The 18,897-nt window shown below is 68.4% G+C and carries 17 protein-coding genes and 1 pseudogene; 5 read left to right on the forward strand and 13 right to left on the reverse strand.

Annotated features, from left to right (window positions below):
* From modA to F614_RS14325, 9 genes are all read right to left on the reverse strand, one after another.
* Complete coding sequence (gene modA, locus F614_RS0104020; protein WP_019558323.1) at positions 1-801, reverse strand: molybdate ABC transporter substrate-binding protein; 801 nt, start codon at positions 799-801, stop codon at positions 1-3.
* A gap of 188 nt (positions 802-989) precedes the next feature.
* Positions 990-1,370, reverse strand: coding sequence for a winged helix-turn-helix domain-containing protein (locus F614_RS0104025; protein WP_019558324.1), 381 nt, complete (start codon positions 1,368-1,370; stop codon positions 990-992).
* 396 nt (positions 1,371-1,766) lie between these two features.
* Positions 1,767-3,725: an acetate--CoA ligase gene (gene acs, locus F614_RS0104030; RefSeq protein ID WP_019558325.1), complete on the reverse strand. Its 1,959-nt coding sequence runs from the start codon at positions 3,723-3,725 to the stop codon at positions 1,767-1,769.
* 112 nt (positions 3,726-3,837) lie between these two features.
* Entirely contained in the window at positions 3,838-4,449 is a 612-nt protein-coding gene (locus tag F614_RS0104035) for a 3'-5' exonuclease (protein ID WP_026329803.1), read from the reverse strand.
* A 163-nt stretch (positions 4,450-4,612) separates the two neighbouring features.
* Positions 4,613-6,463, reverse strand: a complete 1,851-nt coding sequence (locus F614_RS0104040; protein ID WP_019558327.1) for a putative nucleotidyltransferase substrate binding domain-containing protein — start codon at positions 6,461-6,463, stop codon at positions 4,613-4,615.
* A gap of 249 nt (positions 6,464-6,712) precedes the next feature.
* Positions 6,713-8,482, reverse strand: coding sequence for a sodium:solute symporter family protein (locus F614_RS0104045; protein ID WP_018866542.1), 1,770 nt, complete (start codon positions 8,480-8,482; stop codon positions 6,713-6,715).
* 7 nt (positions 8,483-8,489) lie between these two features.
* On the reverse strand, positions 8,490-8,753 hold the full coding sequence (locus F614_RS0104050; RefSeq protein ID WP_018866543.1) for a DUF4212 domain-containing protein: 264 nt from the start codon (positions 8,751-8,753) through the stop codon (positions 8,490-8,492).
* Between the two features lie 43 nt (positions 8,754-8,796).
* Complete coding sequence (locus F614_RS0104055) at positions 8,797-10,674, reverse strand: DUF294 nucleotidyltransferase-like domain-containing protein (protein ID WP_018866544.1); 1,878 nt, start codon at positions 10,672-10,674, stop codon at positions 8,797-8,799.
* Between the two features lie 188 nt (positions 10,675-10,862).
* A complete protein-coding gene (locus F614_RS14325; protein ID WP_018866545.1) occupies positions 10,863-11,027 on the reverse strand; it encodes a DUF1328 domain-containing protein in 165 nt (54 codons plus the stop codon).
* A gap of 298 nt (positions 11,028-11,325) precedes the next feature.
* Between F614_RS14325 and F614_RS0104065 the strand changes: the two genes are divergently transcribed.
* From F614_RS0104065 to dtd, 5 genes and pseudogenes are all read left to right on the forward strand, one after another.
* Positions 11,326-11,619, forward strand: coding sequence for a hypothetical protein (locus tag F614_RS0104065; protein WP_231366583.1), 294 nt, complete (start codon positions 11,326-11,328; stop codon positions 11,617-11,619).
* Positions 11,620-11,862: 243 nt separating this feature from the next.
* Positions 11,863-12,258 (forward strand): annotated as a pseudogene (locus F614_RS0104070) (outer membrane beta-barrel protein); the annotation flags it as partial.
* Positions 12,259-12,634: 376 nt separating this feature from the next.
* Positions 12,635-12,949 carry a hypothetical protein gene (locus tag F614_RS0104075; protein ID WP_018867628.1) on the forward strand — a complete coding sequence of 105 codons (315 nt, stop codon included), beginning with the start codon at positions 12,635-12,637 and terminating at the stop codon, positions 12,947-12,949.
* 55 nt (positions 12,950-13,004) lie between these two features.
* Positions 13,005-13,991: a prolyl aminopeptidase gene (gene pip, locus F614_RS0104080; RefSeq protein WP_019558328.1), complete on the forward strand. Its 987-nt coding sequence runs from the start codon at positions 13,005-13,007 to the stop codon at positions 13,989-13,991.
* Positions 13,988-14,434 (forward strand): D-aminoacyl-tRNA deacylase, encoded by a 447-nt coding sequence (gene dtd, locus F614_RS0104085; RefSeq protein WP_018876784.1) that lies wholly within the window; start codon positions 13,988-13,990, stop codon positions 14,432-14,434. The genes pip and dtd overlap by 4 nt, the downstream gene beginning before the upstream one ends.
* A 310-nt stretch (positions 14,435-14,744) precedes the next feature.
* Here dtd and F614_RS0104090 read toward each other — a convergent pair whose 3' ends face one another.
* The 4 genes from F614_RS0104090 to F614_RS0104105 form a co-directional block, all read right to left on the reverse strand.
* Complete coding sequence (locus F614_RS0104090) at positions 14,745-15,041, reverse strand: hypothetical protein (RefSeq protein WP_017943077.1); 297 nt, start codon at positions 15,039-15,041, stop codon at positions 14,745-14,747.
* A 112-nt stretch (positions 15,042-15,153) separates the two neighbouring features.
* Complete coding sequence (gene glmS / locus F614_RS0104095; RefSeq protein WP_019558329.1) at positions 15,154-17,004, reverse strand: glutamine--fructose-6-phosphate transaminase (isomerizing); 1,851 nt, start codon at positions 17,002-17,004, stop codon at positions 15,154-15,156.
* Between the two features lie 3 nt (positions 17,005-17,007).
* Positions 17,008-18,390: a bifunctional UDP-N-acetylglucosamine diphosphorylase/glucosamine-1-phosphate N-acetyltransferase GlmU gene (gene glmU, locus F614_RS0104100; RefSeq protein WP_019558330.1), complete on the reverse strand. Its 1,383-nt coding sequence runs from the start codon at positions 18,388-18,390 to the stop codon at positions 17,008-17,010.
* A 79-nt stretch (positions 18,391-18,469) separates the two neighbouring features.
* Positions 18,470-18,889, reverse strand: coding sequence for a F0F1 ATP synthase subunit epsilon (locus F614_RS0104105; RefSeq protein WP_018867623.1), 420 nt, complete (start codon positions 18,887-18,889; stop codon positions 18,470-18,472).
* Between the last annotated feature and the right edge of the window lie 8 nt (positions 18,890-18,897).

Raw genomic sequence — 18,897 nt, forward strand, 5'->3', positions numbered from 1 at the left:
TTACGGGGTGGCCGTGGTGGCTTCGGCGGAGCGGTTTTCGGCGAGGTCGTCGCCGGGCATCACGAAGCCGTACCGACGCATGATCTCGCGGGCGGTGTCGGCGTTCATGTAGTCCGCGAAGCGGTGCGCGGTCTCGTTGTGTTCTCCGCGCCGAGTGATCACGAAGCCCTGGGTCAGGGGTTCGTGCAGCGCGTCGTCGATCAGGTAGTGCGGGTGCTCGGCGAGATCGGGAAATTCGGCCAGCGACAGCGCGATGATGCCGATGTCCGCGCCCCCGGCCTGCACCATGCGCGCGGTCTGGGCGATGTTGTCGCCGTTGACGATCTTGGGTTGCAGCTCCTCCCAGACGCCGGCGGCCTGCAGCGCCTCCATCGCGCGCACGCCGTAGGGGGCGTGGGTGGGCGAGGCGATGGCCACGCGGCGGATGTTGTCGCGCGTCAGGTCTTCCAGCGTCAGCTCGGAGGCATCCATGCGGTTGCTCCACAGGACGATGCGGCCAATGGCGTAGACCTCCGGCTCGGTGACCGCGTGGCCCTCGGCGCGCAGCTTCTGCGGGTAGGCGATGTCGGCGGAGAAGAAGACGTCGTAGGGGGCGCCGTTCATTATCTGCGTGGTCATGCGCCCGGAGGAGCCGTAGGTGACGCGTACCGCGTCGTCCGGGTGCGCCTCGCGGTAGGCGTCCAGGATCTCGTCCAGCGCAAAGCGCAGGTCGGAGGCGGCGGCGATGGTCAGCGGGCCGTTGGCGGCGGCCAGGCCGGGTAGCAGGAGGAGCAGGGTCAGGATGAGGGCGCGCAGGTGCATGTTGGGGATGGTTCCCTGTGGGTGCGGGTTGCGGTTGGCTCGGGTGGTTTGTCCGGCGACTGCTTCGTCGCGGTGCTCCTCGCAGTGACGGTGAGGCTGGGGGTATGCGGTTCGTTATATTTCAGTTTGCATATCGACTGGCGCAATGATGCGGGGCCGGGGGAGGGCCGTCAAGGCTCGAGCGGTGGTTACTGGTCGTCGGCGAGGAAGTCGGCGAAGGCGTGCAGTTCGTCGCGCAGGGCCTCGCAGGCCTTGCGTTCCATGTCGCGGTAGCGCGCCAGTACGGTCTCGCCGAATTCGGTGATCTGCGCCCCGCCCCCGCCGGAGCCGCCCTTGGCGGTGGTGATCACGGGTTCGCGGAAGCTCTGGTTCATGGTCTCGACCAGGTCCCAGGCGCGGCGGTAGGACATGCCGACACTGCGCGCGGCCGCGGAGATTGAGCCCTTGTCGCGAATGGCGTCCAGCAGCATGGCCTTGCCCGGGCCCATCGCGGTGACCTCGCCCAGCAGTACGCGCAGGCGCGGGGCCTGTGTTGGGTCCTTGTGGTCGTTGGAATGGTGGGTGCTCATGCGCGGGCGGGCCTGGGGGTTGCGTGGGGGTTTGCGTGCAGGGGTGCGGGCAAGGGCGTGTTAACAAATGATACCCCTCCTTCCTGTCATTGCGAGGAGGCGGAGCCGACGTGGCAATCTCCATCCGGAACCACCGGGGGTGCGAAGGCCGCCGTGCCAGCGTTCAGAGATTGCCACGTCGGCTTCGCCTCCTCGCAATGACGGGGAGGGGGCTCGTGGGTAGGGTGGCCTGGGGTGTGCCGATATGGGTAAGGGCTTGTGATGACCAATGATACCCCGGAATGGTAGGAGGCCAGCCCTCTGGCCGATGGGGGCCGATCCGGCGTCCTATCGGCCAGGGGGCTGGCCTCCTACGGGGGGCGTTGAGGGCCGGGGTGCGATACCCCGGCCTCTGGTTCAGGCCTTGCCCTGGAGCTGCGGGATCACGGCCTCGTTTTCCAGCGTGGAGGTGTCGGAGGTGATCTCCTCGCCCTTGGCGATGGAGCGCAGCAGGCGGCGCATGATCTTGCCGGAGCGGGTCTTGGGCAGGCCGTCGGCGAAGCGGATGTCGTCCGGCTTGGCGATCGGGCCGATCTGGTCGGCGACCCAGTTGCGCAGCTCCTTGATCATCGCGTCGGCCTCGTCGCCGGTCAGGCGGTCGCCCTGCAGGATCACGAAGGCGACGATGGCCTCGCCCTTCACGTCGTGCGGGCGGCCGACCACGGCGGCCTCGGCCACTGCCTTGTGCGCGACCAGGGCGGATTCGACCTCCATGGTGCCCATGCGGTGGCCGGAGACGTTCAGTACGTCGTCGATGCGGCCCATGATCCAGAAGTTGCCCTCGGAGTCGCGGCGCGCGGAGTCGCCGGCCAGATAGTACTTGCCGCCAAACTTCGGCCAGTAGGTGTCCTTGTAGCGCTGGTCGTCGCCCCAGACGGTGCGCAGCATGTGCGGCCACGGCTTCTTGATGACCAGATAGCCGCCCTGGTCGGCGCCCAGGCTGTTGCCCTGCTCGTCGACCACGTCGGCGGCGACGCCGGGCAGGGCCTGCGTGCAGGAGCCGGGAACCAGCGTGGTCGCGCCGGGGATCGGGGCGATCATGTTGGCGCCGGTCTCGGTCTGCCACCAGGTGTCGACGATGGGGCAGCGCTCCTGGCCGACGGTGGTGTAGTACCACATCCAGGCCTCGGGGTTGATCGGCTCGCCGACCGTGCCCAGCAGGCGCAGCTTGGACAGGTCGTACTGTTTCGGCAGGTCCGGGCCGGCCTTCATCAGCGCGCGGATCGCGGTGGGGGCGGTGTAGAACACGGTCACGCCGTGGTCCTGGCACATCTTCCACCAGCGCCCGGCGTCGGGGACGGTGGGCGTGCCTTCGTAGACGACCTGGGTGGCACCCACGGCGAGCGGGCCGTAGGCGACGTAGGTGTGGCCGGTGATCCAGCCGACATCCGCGGTGCACCAGTAGACATCGTCGCCCTGCAGGTCGAACACCCACTGGTTGGTGACGATCGCGCCCAGCAGGTAGCCGGCGCTGGAGTGCTGGATGCCCTTGGGCTTGCCGGTGGAGCCGGAGGTGTAGAGCAGGAACAGCGGATGCTCGGATTCCACCCACTCGGGCTCGCAGTCGACGGATTCGCCGTCCACCGCGTCCTCCCACCAGATGTCGCGGCCTTCGTGCATGGTCACGTCGTTGCCGGCGCGCTTGCACACCACGACCTTCTCGACGTCGCCGCCGTTGGAATCGAGCGCCTTGTCGACATTGGCCTTGAGCCCGACGACCTTGCCGCCGCGCTCGCCGCCATCGGCGGTGATGACCACCTTGGCGCCGGAATCCACCACGCGGTCACGCAGCGCGTCCGCGGAGAAGCCGCCGAACACCACCGAGTGGATCGCGCCGATGCGCGCGCAGGCCTGCATGGCGATCACGGCCTCGGCGTTCATCGGCATGTAGATGATGACGCGGTCGCCCTTCTCCACGCCCATGCCCTTGAGGGCGTTGGCCAGCTTGCCGACCTCGTTGTAGAGATCGCGGTAGGTCAGGTGGCGGGTGTCGCCGTTCTCTGCCTCGAAGATCAGGGCGGTCTTGTTGCCGCGCACCTCGAGATGCCGGTCGATGCAGTTGTAGGAGACGTTCATGCGCCCGTCGGCGAACCACTGGTAGTGCGGCGCGTTGGAGTCATCCAGGCCCTGGGTGAACTCGGTCTGCCAGTCGATCTGCTCGCGCGCGAGGTCGCACCAGAAGCCCTCGTAGTCGGCCTCGGCCTTCTGGTGCAGGGCCTCCAGGTCGGCCGGCTTCAGGCGGGCGTTTGCGGTGAACTCCGCCGGCGGCGCGAAGTGGCGCGTCTCGGTGAGGGTGGACTCGATGTTGTCACTCATCAGGGCCTCCAGATCGATTTCTTGTTTGGGGGCGGGAGCGGCCTGGGGCCAGTCCCGTCAGGGTTTCCATAGTGGGTGCGAGGATAGCATGCGAACCGCCCGCTGGCCGCGCCTACCAGAGCCATGCGGGGCGGAACAGCACGCGCCCGAGCGGCAGCTTGCCGTCCGGCGATTGCCGGCTCAGCAGGGCGGCGAACAGCTCGCCCGCGGCGATGGCGTCGAACAGCGCGTCGTGCGCGCGATACGCCGGCAGGTTGTAGCGCGCGCGCAGGGTATGCAGGCGCAGCCCGTGGGCGGGGATTGGCTGGCCCGCGCGGCGCAGGGCCGTCTCCGCCAGGCGCAGGGTGTCCACGATCGCCAGCGGCGGGCGCACGCCGTACAGCCGCTGGCAGGCCTGTTCCAGGAAGCCGATCTCCAGCGCCGCGTGGTGCGCCACCATGACGCGTCCGGCGAGGGCCTCGAACAGGGCGTCCAGCGCCTCCTCCAGCGGGACGCCGCCGGCAGCCCGCTGATCCGTGATGCGGTGGATCACCGCGCTGGCCTCCGGCACCGGTCCCTCGGCGCGCACCAGGCGCTGGTCCGCGGTCGCCAGGTCGATGCGGGCGCCGTCCATCGCCACCCAGCCGATGCTGAGGATGCGGTCGTGCTCCGGGTCCAGCCCGGTGGTCTCCAGGTCGACCGCGAGGAAGCGGCTGGCCGCGACCGCCTGGCCGGCGCGCGGCAGGGGGGCCTCCAGGGACGCGCGCAGCGGGCCCGGCGGGGCCCGGCGCGCGGCGCGCCGGCGGGCACGACAGAAACGCCAGTGCCCGGGCGGTCGGCGCCAGTCGGGATGGTTCAGCGGGCAGACCATCAGCGGACCGGGGGTGCGCCGGGCAAGGTCCAGCGGCTCATCCGTGGACCCGTTCGGCATTCGCGAGCGCCGTCTTGCGGGCGTCGCTGACCAGGCGGAAGGCCGTTTTCAGGTGGCTGCGTTCCAGCGTGGACAGCTCGGCCGGGTCCAGCGCGTTGTCCGGGGGCTGGCCGTTGCGGATCTGGTTCGCCTGGTGGCGGGCGCGCAGCTCGGCGATGTAGCGCCAGGCATCGACCAGGTTGTCGGCCGTGGTGTCGCTGATCACACCGGCGCGCGCGGCGGCGCGCAGGCGCTCCACGGTGCTGCGCGCCTCGCTGCCGGCATGCAGGGCGAAGACCCGTGCCATGGCCACGATCGGGAGCAGGCCGCGCATCTTCAGGTCCAGGGTGTCCGCGTGTTCGCCGCTGTCCTCCAGCACGAACTGCCGGAAGAAGCCTAGCGGTGGGGGCAGGTCGCGGGCCTGGTCGGCCAGGGCGCTCAGCAGGGCCTCGTGGCGGGCCCCGGTTTCCAGGGCCCGCTGGCGCAGGGGCTCGAACAGCGTGGCGTCCCCGTGGATCACGCGCATGTCGAGATAGTGGGTGGCCAGCATCGCATCGCGCGCGGCGGGGTGATGCAGCACGCGTTCCATCTCGCGGGCCCAGTCGGCGGCGGGGCGGCGCCAGTCCGGGTGGGTGGGGTCGACATCGCCGGGGCAGGCTCGGATGCCGCAGGCATCCAGGCCGGCGGTGACCTGGCGGGCCAGTGCCTCGAACCAGGCGCCGGCCCCCTCCGGCGCGTCGTCGGCCAGGATGAGCGCGGTGTCCTGGTCGGTGAATACGGTCTGTTCGTGGCGGCCCTGGCTGCCGCTGGCCAGCCAGGCATACGCGCAGGGGGCCGATCCCTGGTCACGCTCGCAGAGCTCGATCAGGCGCTGGGTCAGGGTGTCGATCACGGTGGTGATGGTCTGCGTGAGCTGCACGGCATCCGCGCCGGAGTCCACCAGCTGGGCCTGCAGCCGGGGCAGGGCCTGCATCACGGCCTTCAGGCCGTTGAGATCGTCGGCCCGGCGCAGGTCGCGCACCAGGTAGACGGCGCTGGTGCCCTGGTGGCGGATCAGGTCGGTGCTGGAGAGCATGCCGGCCAGGGTCCCGTCCGCCTCGTGGACGACGGGAAGATGGTGGATGTCGTGGCGGGCCATGCGCAGCAGGGCCTCGAAGGCGGGCGTGTCGCGCTGGACGGTGGTCAGCGGGCCGGCCATGGACTCCGCCACGGGTTGCCCGGGATCGATGCCCTTGGCGATGGCGCGCCGCAGGTCGGTGTCGGTCAGGATGCCTTCGGGGGCGCCCGGCCGGTCCGGGGCGTGCAGCAGCAGGGCGGAGACGTCGGCGCGGTCCATCAGGCGCGCGGCCTCGCGCAGGCTCAGGGTGCTCGGTGCCAGCACCGGGTTCGGCGTCATCAGCGCGCGGACTGGCGTGGTCAGCAGCCGGTTGTCGTCCCCGTGGCCGTGGGGCGCCCCCCCGGCGGCCAGGGGGCGCGGCGCGTCGTCGGCGAGGAACTGGGCGATGGCGCCGTCGCGGGCGGCCAGTTGCCGGGCGCGCTCCAGAGGCAGGTGGTAGACCAGGGCATCCTCGATCACGGGGCCGAGCGGGGTCTGCGGTGACGCGGCGAGATGCACCAGATCCCCTTCGCCCAGGCGGTCCAGCAGGGTGTCGCGGGCGTCGCGGATCTCCAGGGTGCCGGTGCGCACGATCCACAGGCCGGGCTCGGCGTCCGGCGGGAAGCGGCTGCCCTCGCGCAGGTAGCGCAGGGTGAGCTGACGCACGATCGCGTCCCGGCTGGCCGCCGGCAGGGAGGCCAGATCCGGGCAGCGATCGAGAAACTCGCGGATCTCTTCGAGTTCGCCGTTCATGCGCGGGTCCGTGTGGCGATATACCCGGGGAGACACCGGGGCGTGGATACGTTGGGGTTCAGGGTGTGGGGCAACCGGCAATCGACCGGGTTCGGGTCGATTGCCGCTTGTCCCGCGGGACATGTGCCAGATAAAAGGGGCCGACCCGGTGCACCCGAGCCGACCCCGTCGTTACTTCTGAAACTCCATCCAGTCATGGTGACGGGAGCCCCGCCATGCCGATGCTGCCAGGCATGACGGGGCCGTCCATCAGCTTTCGGTACGCGGTACGCGCACGCTTTCGACCAGGTCCTGGATGTCCTTCGGCGGTTCCTTGGTCATCTTCATCACAATGTAGGCGGTGATGAAGTTGAAGGCCGCGCCGATGGCGCCGAAGCCGGTCGGGTTCACACCCAGCAGCCAGCCGTCCGGATTGTCCGGGAGCATGGCGGTGCCGGAGAAGAAGAACCAGCCCTTGTACGTGAAGATGTACAGCAGGGTGGTCCCGAGACCGACCAGCATGCCGGCGATCGCGCCTTCCTTGTTCATCTTCTTCATGAAGATGCCCATCATCAGGGTCGGGAACAGCGAGGCCGCGGCCAGACCGAAGGCCAGTGCCACCACCTCGGCCGCGAAGCCGGGTGGATTAAGCCCCAGATACCCCGCGAACAGGATGGCGACCGCCATGGCGATACGTCCTGCCATCAGCTCGTTCTTCTCGCTGATCCTGGGCATGAATACGCCCTTCAGCAAGTCGTGCGAGATGGCCGACGATATGGCGAGCAGGAGCCCCGCCGCGGTCGACAGTGCGGCAGCGATACCGCCCGCTGCGACCAGTGCGATCACCCAGCCCGGAAGCCCGGCGATCTCGGGGTTGGCCAGCACCATGATGTCGCGGTCGAGGGTCACGATCTCGGAGCCTTCCCAGCCGTATTCCTCTTCCGCCATCGCGGCGAACTCTTCGTTGGCGTCGTTGTAGTACTGGATCACGCCGTCGTCGTTCTTGTCCTCGAACGCCAGCAGACCGGTCTGCTCCCAGCGCTCCATCCAGGCCGGCTTGTCCGCGTGGGCCAGGTGGCCTTCCTCGGTGCCGATCTCGCCCGGATGCACGGTGTTGACCAGGTTCCAGATGGCCATCGCACCGACCGCCGGGGCGGTGGTGTAGAGGATGCCGATGAACACCAGCGCCCAGCCGGCGGACTTGCGGGCATCCCGCACGCGCGGAACGGTGAAGAAGCGGATGATCACGTGCGGCAGACCCGCGGTACCGATCATCAGCGCCAGGGTCAGCAGGAACATGTTCATCAGGCTCATGCCGCCCACTTCGGTGTAGGCGTGGAAGCCCAGATCCACCATCGTCTGGTCCAGCGCATCCAGCAGGTAGGTATCGGAACCCTGCAGGGTGGAACCGAGACCCAGCTGCGGCAGCGGGTTGCCGGTCAGGGTGATGGCGATGAAGATCGCCGGCACCGTGTAGGCAAAGATCATGATCACGTACTGCGCGATCTGGGTGTAGGTGATGCCCTTCATCCCGCCGAGCACGGCGTAGATGAACACCACCGCCATCCCGGCGAACAGCCCGGTGGCCAGCGGCACCTCCAGGATGTTGGAGAAGGCGATCCCGACCCCGCGCATCTGCCCGATCACGTAGGTGACGGACATCACGATCAGGGAGATCACCGCGATGATGCGCGCGGCCTTCGAGTAGAAGCGGTCACCGATGAATTCCGGCACCGTGAACTTCCCGAACTTGCGCAGGTACGGGGCCAGCAGCAGGGCCATCAGCACGTAGCCGCCGGTCCAGCCCATCAGGTAGGCGCCCCCGGTGAAGCCGAGGAAGGCGATCAGGCCGGCCATGGAGATGAACGATGCGGCGGACATCCAGTCCGCGGCCGTGGCCATGCCGTTGGCGATCGGGTTGATGCCGCGCCCGGCGACGTAGAACTCGCTGGTCGAACCGGCACGCGCCCAGATGGCGATGCCGATGTACAGGGCGAAGGTCGCCCCGACCACGAGCAGGCTTAGAGTCTGTTGATCCATGACAGGCTTACTCCTCGTGGACGTTGAACTTGCGATCCAGGACGTTCATGCGCCAGGCATAAACGAAGATCAGGATGATGAAGGTGTAGATCGACCCCTGTTGTGCGAACCAGAAGCCCAGCGGATAGCCCCCCAGCTGGAACGCGTTCAGGGGCTGGGCCACCAGGATGCCCAGCACGAACGACACCAGGAACCAGATGGCCAGGCAGATGCCCAGCAGGCGCAGGTGCGCCCGCCAGTACGCCTGCCGGCTCAGGTCTTCTTGTGACATGACGATGCTCCTCTCGTAAGGTTTTGTTGTTTGCCGTGGTCCTTCACAGCTGGTACTGCACCTCAAGCTGTCCCTGCAGCTTGCGGGCCTGCCGGAAACTCTCCTTGAGCACCCGTCCCTCCAGGGCACCCAGTTCTTCCGGCCGGATTCGGTTGTCGTCCTCGCGCCCCTCGCGCAGGGCTTTCTGCTGTGCGCGCAGGCGCAGCATCTGCAGGTAGCGCAGCGCCGCGTGGTAGTCGCGGGCATCGGTTTCGCGCATCACGTCCGCGGTGACCGCCTGGTCCAGTCGGTCGTGGGTGCGCGTCGCCGGCAGCTCGGCGGCCAGCGCGATGACGCGCGCGGCGTCGACGAAGGGTGTGAGCCCCTGCTTCTTGATGTCGATGCCCTCGGCCCCGCTCTTGATCTCGCCGAACAGGCCCAGCGGCGGCCGGAACATCTGCTGGTTGGCCGCCATCTGACGGCGGAACCGGCTGTTGAACGCGGTCTTCTGCAGCAGCCGGGTGCGCAGGGCCTCGACCGGGCCGGCATCGCCGTCCACCGCGCGCAGGTCGAAGAAGATCGTGCTCTTGAGCAGGTGCTCCGGGGTGCCCTGCTCGATCCAGCGGGTAAAGCGTTGATCCCACTCCGGGCCGCTCAGGCAGCACTCCGGATTGCCGGCCATGATGTTGCCGGGGCACAGGGTGAAGCCGCATTCCGCCAGGGCCTGGTTCACGGCCTTCGCGTAGGGCAGCAGGCGCTCGCGGATGGCGTCCGCATCACCGGCCTCGGCATCGAACAGGATGCCGTTGTCCTGGTCGGTGACCAGGGCCTGTTCCTCGCGGGCCTGGGAGCCAAACGCCAGCCAGGTGAAGTCGATGCCCTCGATGCTCGGGTGTTCGCCGCGCAGCAACGCCAGCACGCGGCGGGTGGCGTGCTCGTTGAGGCGGGTGATCAGACGCAGGACCTGATCCGCCTCCGCGCCCTGGCCGACTACCGCCTCGATCAGGCGCGGAACCTGACGCAGGCGCTCGGCAATGGTCGCCACCGAGTCCGCGCGGCGGATCTCGCGGACCAGGCCATCCAGGGTCAGCGGCTGGCTGGTCAGCAGGTCGCGCTCGCCCAGCACCCCGACCAGGCGTCCGTCACGCACCACGCACAGGTGGGTCATGCCGTGCTCCGTCATTGCCTCGATGCCCTCGAACCCGGGGGCGTCTTCGGCCAGGGCAACCGGGTCCGGCGTCATCACGGCGGCGATCGGCGTATCCAGGTCCACATCCGCGAGCGCCACGCGCGCCAGCAGGTCGTGCAGGGTGAAGATCCCCACTGGTCGCTGTTCCGCGTCGACCGCGACGATGGAGCCCACGCGTTCGTCGCGCATCGAGGCGAGGACTTCGCGCAGGCGCGATTCCGGGCGGCAGGTGACGGGCTCGCGCGCAATGCGCAGCGCCAGGGGCGTGTTGAGCTGACCGGCGGACCCGCCGTCGCGGGCGGACAGGGTGTCCAGGCCCTGCTGCAGGCGGTCCAGGAGATTGGCCAGGCGGCGGGTGCAGAAGTCGTTGAAGACCTTCGAGCGTGCCCGCAGGCGGTCGAAGTCCTCCAGGTTCAGTTCCAGGCAGACGGTGTCCTCGGCCGCGCGGTGCACGGTGTGCACGGCGCGTCGCCCCAGCAGGGCACCAATCGGGAAGCATTCGCCGGGGATCAGCTCCCAGGCCTTGCCGGAGAGCTGTTCGTCTTCGCTGGGGGTCTCGCCCCGGATGCGGCCCTGGCGAATGATGTGGAAACGCTGTGCGGGGCCGGCCTCGGGGTCGGTGATGCGGGCTCCCCGGGCATAGAAGCGGCTCTCCAGCCGTGGAAGCAGGAATTCCAGCGCGTCCGCCTCGAGCTGGTCGAACGGGGCGTGGGCGCCGAGGAACTCCCGGGTGCTGTCGAGCGCGTCAGACATGGCGTGGGCGGCATCCCCAAGGTGATCGTGTTCACGTTTCGGGGATTCACTGCAAATAGCGCGCCAATCTTGCTGCCGGGGCGGAACAGTGACTTGCGCCCGGCTGGTTCTTCAGTGTGTTACGTCGCGTAACACCGGTGTTTCTTACCGTTACACCCGCCTCCGGGGTGATGGAGACGGGCGTTTCGCTAAAGCGGGGGCCGGCGCCCGGTGATGAAGAAGACCACGGCCAGGATCAGCCCCACGACAAACAGGATCCAGGCGATCTGCGTGGCGGCTCCGGCGATGCCGCTGAGGCCGAGCGCGCCCGCCACGATCGCGACAATCAGAAACAACAGGGCCCATCCCAGCATCGGTTTTCTCCTTTTCGGTCATCTGAAAATATCAGTGTAGGGCAGAAATTTTGATTCAGTGTGGGGTTTGTATCCGGCTTGGCGCACCCGTTCTCATTTCGGTTTTTCGAATCGCGACGCGGCGCGCATGTTGAGGACGCATTTTGCAAACTGGTACGCGGTGCAATAAGAGCGAGTCCTCGAATGTGAATCCGTTCCCGCGGCGCGCGCTGCGTTTCCATGAGAATGGTTCGGTGAACGACAGGACCCGGGTTGGCCGGACAACACCTTGAGTATTTAATTCACGGGCAGGTGCGAGATGAACAATGACGTGCGAGTAAAAGACGCGGGCGTGGACCCCGGTGCGTATTGGACCCGGCATCCGGTATATGCAGTGGGCCTGGTCCTGGGCCTTGCCGGCCTGCTGGCGGGGTGTTCCGACTCCGGCCCGGCACAGGAGGCCGGCGAGACCGTGGACGAAACGGTCGAGGAGGTAGAGGAGGACCTGCGTGGCTGGGTCGAGGATCTGCGCGAGGAAGAACGCCAGCAGGACGAAGCCGGTGGCGAGCAGGCGCCTTCCGCGAACGAGGACCCGCTGCGCGAACTGGACTGACACCGGGTGTCCTTAACCCGGCACGGGTCCTGCGGGATCCGGGGGCGCGTGTCGGTGGATCAGCGTCGTCCCCGCGCATTTTTGCGGTGCTGATTGTGGTCGGGTTCGCGTTGTGAGTGGGGCGCTTTTGGGGTTTTTGCGGTTATCCGGAGGACATCACAGGTTCGGCCTTTTTGGTTATATGACGGTTCGGGAGAATCGGCGCGCCTTTGGTGATCAACAATGTTTCAAGGAGACGCGCAAATGAAAAAATTCCTGCTTGCAACCGTTGCAGTGGCAGCCTCGGGTCTTCTGGTACCGCAGGGAGTGATGGCGGATCCATCCGACCGGAGCGAGGGGCTGTACATGGGCCTGGGAACGGGTTTCAGCTCGCTGAAGAATGATCGGGACGAGGTCGCTGATTTTATTGGTTCTGGTGCCTCCGACTACCGCCTGGATGATGACGACAACGTCTGGCGCGGGTTCGTTGGATACAACTTCAATCCCTACGTAGGGGTGGAGGGGTTCTACTCGGACCTCGGGAAGGTGAAGCTGCGCGGTGACGAGCAGGGTGCCCACACCGACATCAAGTCGAGTGCCTACGGGGCGAGCGTGCTCGGCAAGCTGCCGATCGGGCAGCACTTCGAGTTCTTCGCCGAGGGAAACACTGGATAATGTACACGCTCGCGTTGACACCCCAGGTTCTCCGAGGCAAGGCGCACCGTGCAGCGGGTAGTGGTTCTACCCGCAAGCGGTGCAACGCAGGATCGGGGAACTTGGGGTGCCAACCCTTGGGGCTCGGCCGCTTTTGCGCGCGCACGGCGTTGCGGTTCCCTTGTGCAGAATGACTGCACGGCAGTCACCGCGCCTTGTTCGCACGCAAAAGCGACTCGAGCGCGAGCGTGCACATTCATCAGCGTTTCCCTAGGGTGCGGGATCGCGGCGACCGGGGCGCACGCTGGGCCTGCGCGGCGGGTCCCGCCGTGGCATTGGGTTTGCATGAGCTCGGGAACACCCATGTCCACCGGGGACCCCCATGCACGACCGCAAGAGCCTCAGCCTGGCCGCCGAACTGCGGCGGAACATGCGGGCCGAATTCCCCGCAGTGGCCCGGCTGTCGGTCAGTGACCCGGACTTCATGGAGACCATTCTGGATTATGCGGCGCGCTCGCAGTCGAGCCTGGTGCAGGCCGCGGCGCTGACCCTGCGCAGCCAGCTCGAAGGGTCGGGGTATCTGCACGCGCCGCGGCGTGAGCCGCCCGCCGGGACCGACGCGGCGCCATCCGCAGGGGGCCGGCCCACCCACAAACGCCGGGTCTACCGCGGGCGGGTGATCGACGACCCGGAGTAGTCTTTCGCCCGCGGGACTTTTTGGCGACACTCGGGGTTTTGGCCGGAGACCCCTGATGGACGCACTGTACCCCGAGATCGAACCCCACGGGATGGGCCGCCTGGCGGTCGGCGACGGCCACGAACTCTACTTCGAGGAGTGCGGCAATCCCGACGGGATCCCGGTGGTATTCCTGCATGGCGGACCGGGGTCGGGCTGCGAGAGCTGGCACCGTCGCTTCTACGACCCGGAACGCTACCGGATCGTGCTGTTCGACCAGCGGGGCTGCGGGCGCTCGACCCCGCATGCCGGTCTGGAGGCGAACACCACCTGGCACGTGGTCGCGGACATCGAACGCCTGCGCGAACACCTGGGGATCGAGCGCTGGGTGGTATTCGGGGGGTCCTGGGGCTCCACCCTCGGCCTGGCCTATGCCGAGACGCATCCGGAGCGGGTGCTGGGTCTGGTGCTGCGCGGGATCTTCCTGTGCCGGCCGCAGGATATCCAGTGGTTCTACCAGTCCGGGGCCGACCGTCTGTTCCCCGAGGCCTGGGCCGAGTACGAGGCGCAGATCCCCGAGACCGAGCGCGACGACATGGTGGGCGCCTACTACCGGCGGCTTACCTCGCCGGAACGCCCGGTGCGCGAGGCCGCGGCCCGGGCCTGGTCGGGCTGGGAGGGGCGTACATCCTGTCTGGTGCCGAACCCCGATGTCATTGCCCACTTCGAGGACCCGGACGTCGCGGTCAGCCTCGCGCGGCTGGAGTGCCACTATTTCAAACACGACACCTTCCTCGAGCCGGACCAGCTGCTGCGCGACGCCGGGCGGCTGACGGGGATCCCCGGGACGCTGGTGCACGGGCGCTATGACGTGGTCTGTCCGGTCAACCAGGCGGTGGCGCTGCACCGGGCCTGGCCACAGGCGCAGCTGGAGATCGTGCCGGATGCGGGCCATTCGGCCGCCGAGCCCGGGATCCTGCGCCGCCTGGTGGCCGCGACCGACCGGCTGGCCGCCGACCTGGCGGGGCAGGTGGAGCCCGGGACCGGGGGAGCGCGCGCGTGATCGCGGTGATCCAGCGCGTCACCGAGGGCCGGGTCGCGATCGACGGGGAGGCGGTCGGGACTATCGGGCCGGGGTTGCTCGCGCTGGTCGCGGTGGAGCCGAACGACACCGAGGCGGGCGCGGATCGCATGCTGGACCGGTTGCTGGGCTACCGGGTCTTCGCCGACGCCGAGGGGCGGATGAACCGGAGCCTGACCGAGACCGGGGGCGGGCTGCTGCTGGTGCCGCAGTTCACCCTCGCGGCCGACACCCGCAAGGGGATGCGCCCGAGCTTCTCGGGATCCGCCACCCCGGAACACGGGGCGGCACTGTTCGACTATCTGGTGCGGCGGGCCGGGGAACGCCACGCGCCGGTCGCCAGTGGTCGCTTCGGCGCGGACATGCAGGTGAGCCTGACCAACGACGGGCCGGTCACCTTCTGGCTGGAGGCCCGTGGCCAGTAAGCCGCGACGCGACGGGCGACGGAACCAGAGGGCAAGGGCGGGTTGCACCACGAAGTGCACGAAGGCACGAAGAAGGGCGATAGCACCACAGAGGGCCCAGAGGACACAGAGAAGGTCCCGGCTCGCGTGCTGCGGATGCCGTGGCCGCGCCGGCGGCCCGACGAAGAGATTCGCTCCAAGCCCCTCCGTACTTTCTCCGTGTCCTGTGTGTGCTCTGTGGTGACCAAAATGGTTTGCGGGGCCGGAAACGAAGAGACCCGGCACAGGGCCGGGTCTCCAGGGACAGCGCGGGGTTCGCTGCGGGCGCGGATCAGGCCGCGCGGCGCAGGAACGGACGCTGGCCGGACTGGACCGCGCGACGGATGAAGTCGGCACGGCCGGCCTCGCGCTGGTTCAGGTTGTCGGCGCACTGCGACGGCTCGTAGGCGGCAGCGGAGAGCATCACTTCCAGCTCGCACAGGTCGACCTTCGGCTGGGTCAGTTCGTCCGGGGTGGTGTTCAGCTTGCGGCCCACTTCCCAGAACATGCGCGGGTTCCAGAGCTTGGTCTGGATGCGCGGGGACTGGAACAGGGTGACGCAGCGGTTGTTGAGCTCTTGCTGATCCATGAGGGACTCCTGTGACAGATTGTTCAAGCGCGCCCGAATCTAGCCGACCCGGGGCGCGAATACAAGCGTTTCCTGATGGATCAGTGTTTCCCCAAGACTTCGGAGAGGCGCGCTATTCGACCGTGACCGACTTGGCGAGGTTGCGCGGCTGGTCCACGTCGGTGCCCTTCAGCACGGCCGTGTGATAGGCGAGCAACTGCAACGGGATGGTGAACAGGACCGGCGCCAGCCAGGGGCTAAGGGCCTCGTTCTGCGGGAGGCCGATCCAGGTGTCTTCCGGGGCCAGCGCCCGTGCGGCGCTGGATTCGCCGATCACGATCAGCTGCCCACCCCGCGCCCGAACCTCCTGCAGGTTGCTGGAGAGCTTTTCCAGCTGGGCGTCGTCCGGGGCGACCGCGATCACCGGCATCTCCGTATCCACCAGGGCCAGGGGGCCGTGTTTCAGCTCGCCCGAGGGATAGGCCTCGGCGTGGATGTAGGAGATCTCCTTCAGCTTGAGGGCACCCTCCAGGGCGATCGGGAAATACGCGCCCCGGCCCAGGAACAGCGCGTGCTGGCGTTCCAGCAGCTCCTCGGCAATCCGCGCGATGGGGGTGTCCAGGGCGAGGATCCGCGCGACCTGATCCGGCAGACCGCGCAGGGCCGCGACAGCGGCGGCGCGGTCGCTGGCCGGCATCCGGGCGGCCGTCGCGACCTGACCCAGCAGCAGGACCAGGATCCCCAGGGCGGCGAGCTGGGTGGTGAAGGCCTTGGTGGAGGCGACACCGATCTCCGGGCCGGCGTGCGTCATCAGGATCAGGTCGGCCGCGCGCGCCATGGTGCTCTCGGGGACATTGCAGATGGCCAGGCGGGCGAGGAACGGCTCCTCCTGGGACTGGCGCAGCACCGCGAGGGTGTCGGCGGTCTCACCGGACTGGGAGATCACCACAAGCAGCGTGCCGGGAGCGAGGACATGGCGGCGGTAGCGGTACTCGCTGGCGACCTCCACCCGCGCCGGCAGGCCCAGGTGCTCCTCGATCCAGTGGGCCGCGACCATGCCGGCGTGATAGCTGGTCCCGCAGGCCACGATCTGGACCGCGGCGACGTCGGCGAGCCGTTCGTCACTGCCTGGTCCAAGGATGTTCTCGAGGATGGCCGATTCGCCGAGGCGACCGGACAGCGTCTCCTCGAGGGCGTGGGGCTGCTCGTAGATCTCCTTGAGCATGAAGTGCCGGTATTCGCCACGGTCCGCGACGTTCACCTGGCAACGACTCTCGCGGATGCCGCGCTCGACCGGAGCCCCGCGCGCATCCTCGACCTCTACGCCGGCGCGCGTCAGACGGGCGATGTCGCCGTCCTCGAGGTCGACAAAGCGTTGGGTCACCGGGAGCAGGGCCTGCACGTCGGATGCGGCAAAGGTCTCGCCAATCCCCAGGCCGAGCAGCACCGGACTCCCGGAGCGGGCGACGATCAGCTCGTCGGGGAAGTCCGCGAACACCGCGGCGATGGCGTAGGCCCCCTGGAGCTCGGCGCAGGTGCTGCGCATCGCCTCTCGCGGGGTGGCACCGGCCTCCAGCGCCTGTTCCAGCCGGTGGGCGATGACCTCGCTGTCGGTCGCCGACACGCAGGGCCAGCCCGCTGCGTCCAGTCGCGAGCGCAGGTCCGCATGGTTCTCGATGATGCCGTTGTGCACGATCGCCACGCGGCCATCCCGCGAACGATGGGGGTGGGCATTCTCCTCGCTCGGGGCACCGTGTGTGGCCCAGCGGGTGTGGGCGATGCCCACGCGCCCCTGCAGGCCGGCGGCGTCGATGCGCTGCTCCAGCGCCGCCACCTTGCCGATGGCGCGGATGTCCGCAACCGCCCCGTCGTTCACCACCGCCACGCCGGCGGAGTCATAGCCCCGGTACTCCAGGCGGTGAAGCCCTTCCACCAGGACGGGGACCAGGTTGCGCTCGCCGATGCCTGCCACCAGACCGCACATGGGTTAGCTCTCCTCGTTCTTGCTGGTCTTCTTCGGACGCGGCCAGTCGCGGATGGTGCGGGGCCGGGCGCGCGTGAGCGCCAGGGCACCCGGCTCGACGTCGTCGGACAGGGTCGACCCGGCCCCCACAGTGGCATCGTCGCCGATGCGGATGGGCGCCACCAGCGCGGTGTTCGAGCCGATAAAGGCCCGTTCGCCGATCTCGGTGTGGTGCTTGTTGGCCCCGTCATAATTGCATGTGATGGTGCCGGCGCCCAGGTTCGCGCCCGCGCCCACCCGGGCATCACCAACATACGTCAGGTGATTCGCCTTCGCTCCCGGGCCCAGGGTGGCGTTCTTGATCTCCACAAAGTTGCCGACCCGCGCGCCCGTGCCGAGAACCGTACCCGGCCGGAGGCGCGCAAACGGCCCGACCCGGGCATCCGCATCCACGCGCACCCCCTCGAGGACGCTGTGCGCCGCGATCTGCGTGCCCGACCCGATCTGGCAGTCGCGCAGCACGCAGCCGGGGCCAATGTAGACATCATCGGCGAGCGTGACCGTGCCCTCGATCACGACATTCACGTCGAGCGTGCAATCCTGCCCGAAGGTGAGAACGCCTCGGACATCGATACGGTCGGGATCGGCCAGGGCCAGGCCGTCGCGCATCATCTCGTTCGCCTGCGCCTGCTGGTAGAGCCGTTCCTGGACGGCCAGCTGGGCGCGATCGTTCACGCCGAGCACCGCGGCCGGATCCCGACTCTCGGCGACAGTGACCGCGGATCCGTCGGCGCGGGCCGCGGCGACCACGTCGGTCAGGTACCACTCGCGCGCGCCACCCGGTGCCGGCTCGCAGGCAGCCAGCCAACGGCGCAGATCGCCCGCCGGCGCGGCCAGGACCCCGGTATTGATCAGATCCACGGCCCGTTCGTCGATCGACGCCTCCTTGTCCTCGACGATCCGCTCGAGGGCGCCGTCCGGGGCCAGGATCAGGCGCCCGTAGCCCCCGGGATCGGCAACACGCGCGGCGAGCACGGTCACCCCATCGCCCGCCGCGCAGGCCTCGAGGTCGGCGACCGGGATCCGCGGCACATCGCCGTAGGTCACCAGCACGCGCGCTGCCTCGGGGACATGTTCCAGCGCGCGAAACACCGCGTGTCCCGTGCCGCGGGGCTCACCCTGATCGATCCAGTCGAGGGGCAGCGTCGATTCCGCGAACGCGGCGCGCACGCGTTCCTGCTGGTGGCTCACCACGAGGTGGCAGGCGGCGGCGTCCAGCGCGGCCGCGCGGTCGAGGACATGTGCAAGGAGGGGCCGGCCGGCGAGGGGCTGCAGGACCTTCGGCTTGCGCGAACGCATGCGCGTGCCCTTGCCGGCGGCCAGTACCACGAGATGGAGGGGTGTCATTTCAGGCATGGCTGCAATGATAAAGGGCCAACCGAGATGGTTGGCCCTTGGGGTAGGTCATCCGTCGCAATTCGCCGGATTATTTCCGGCGCAGCTTCTGGATCATCTGCAGGCGCGCGGCCGCCTCGACCAGTTCCGCCTGAGCCTTGGCGTAGTCGAAGTCGGCCTTGGAATTCTCCAGGGCCTCCTCCGCGCGCTTCTTGGCCTCCAGGGCCTCGGCCTCGTCGAGGTCCTTGGCCCGCACTGCGGTGTCCGCGAGGACGGTTACGTGGTAGGGCTGGACCTCGAGGATGCCGCCGGAGACGAACACCGGCTGCGGCTCGGCGCCTTCCTTTTCCTGGATGCGCAGTTCGCCCGGATTGAGCCGGGCGAGCATCTGGGTATGCCCGGCATATACGCCGACCTCGCCACCTTCGGCGGGCGCGGCGATCATCAGGGCCGTACCGGAGTAGATGGACTCCTCCGCACTGACCACATCCACATGCATATTCATGGGCATAACGCCTT

The organism is Thioalkalivibrio sp. ALE12, assembly GCF_000381105.1.
Lineage (GTDB): Bacteria > Pseudomonadota > Gammaproteobacteria > Ectothiorhodospirales > Ectothiorhodospiraceae > Thioalkalivibrio.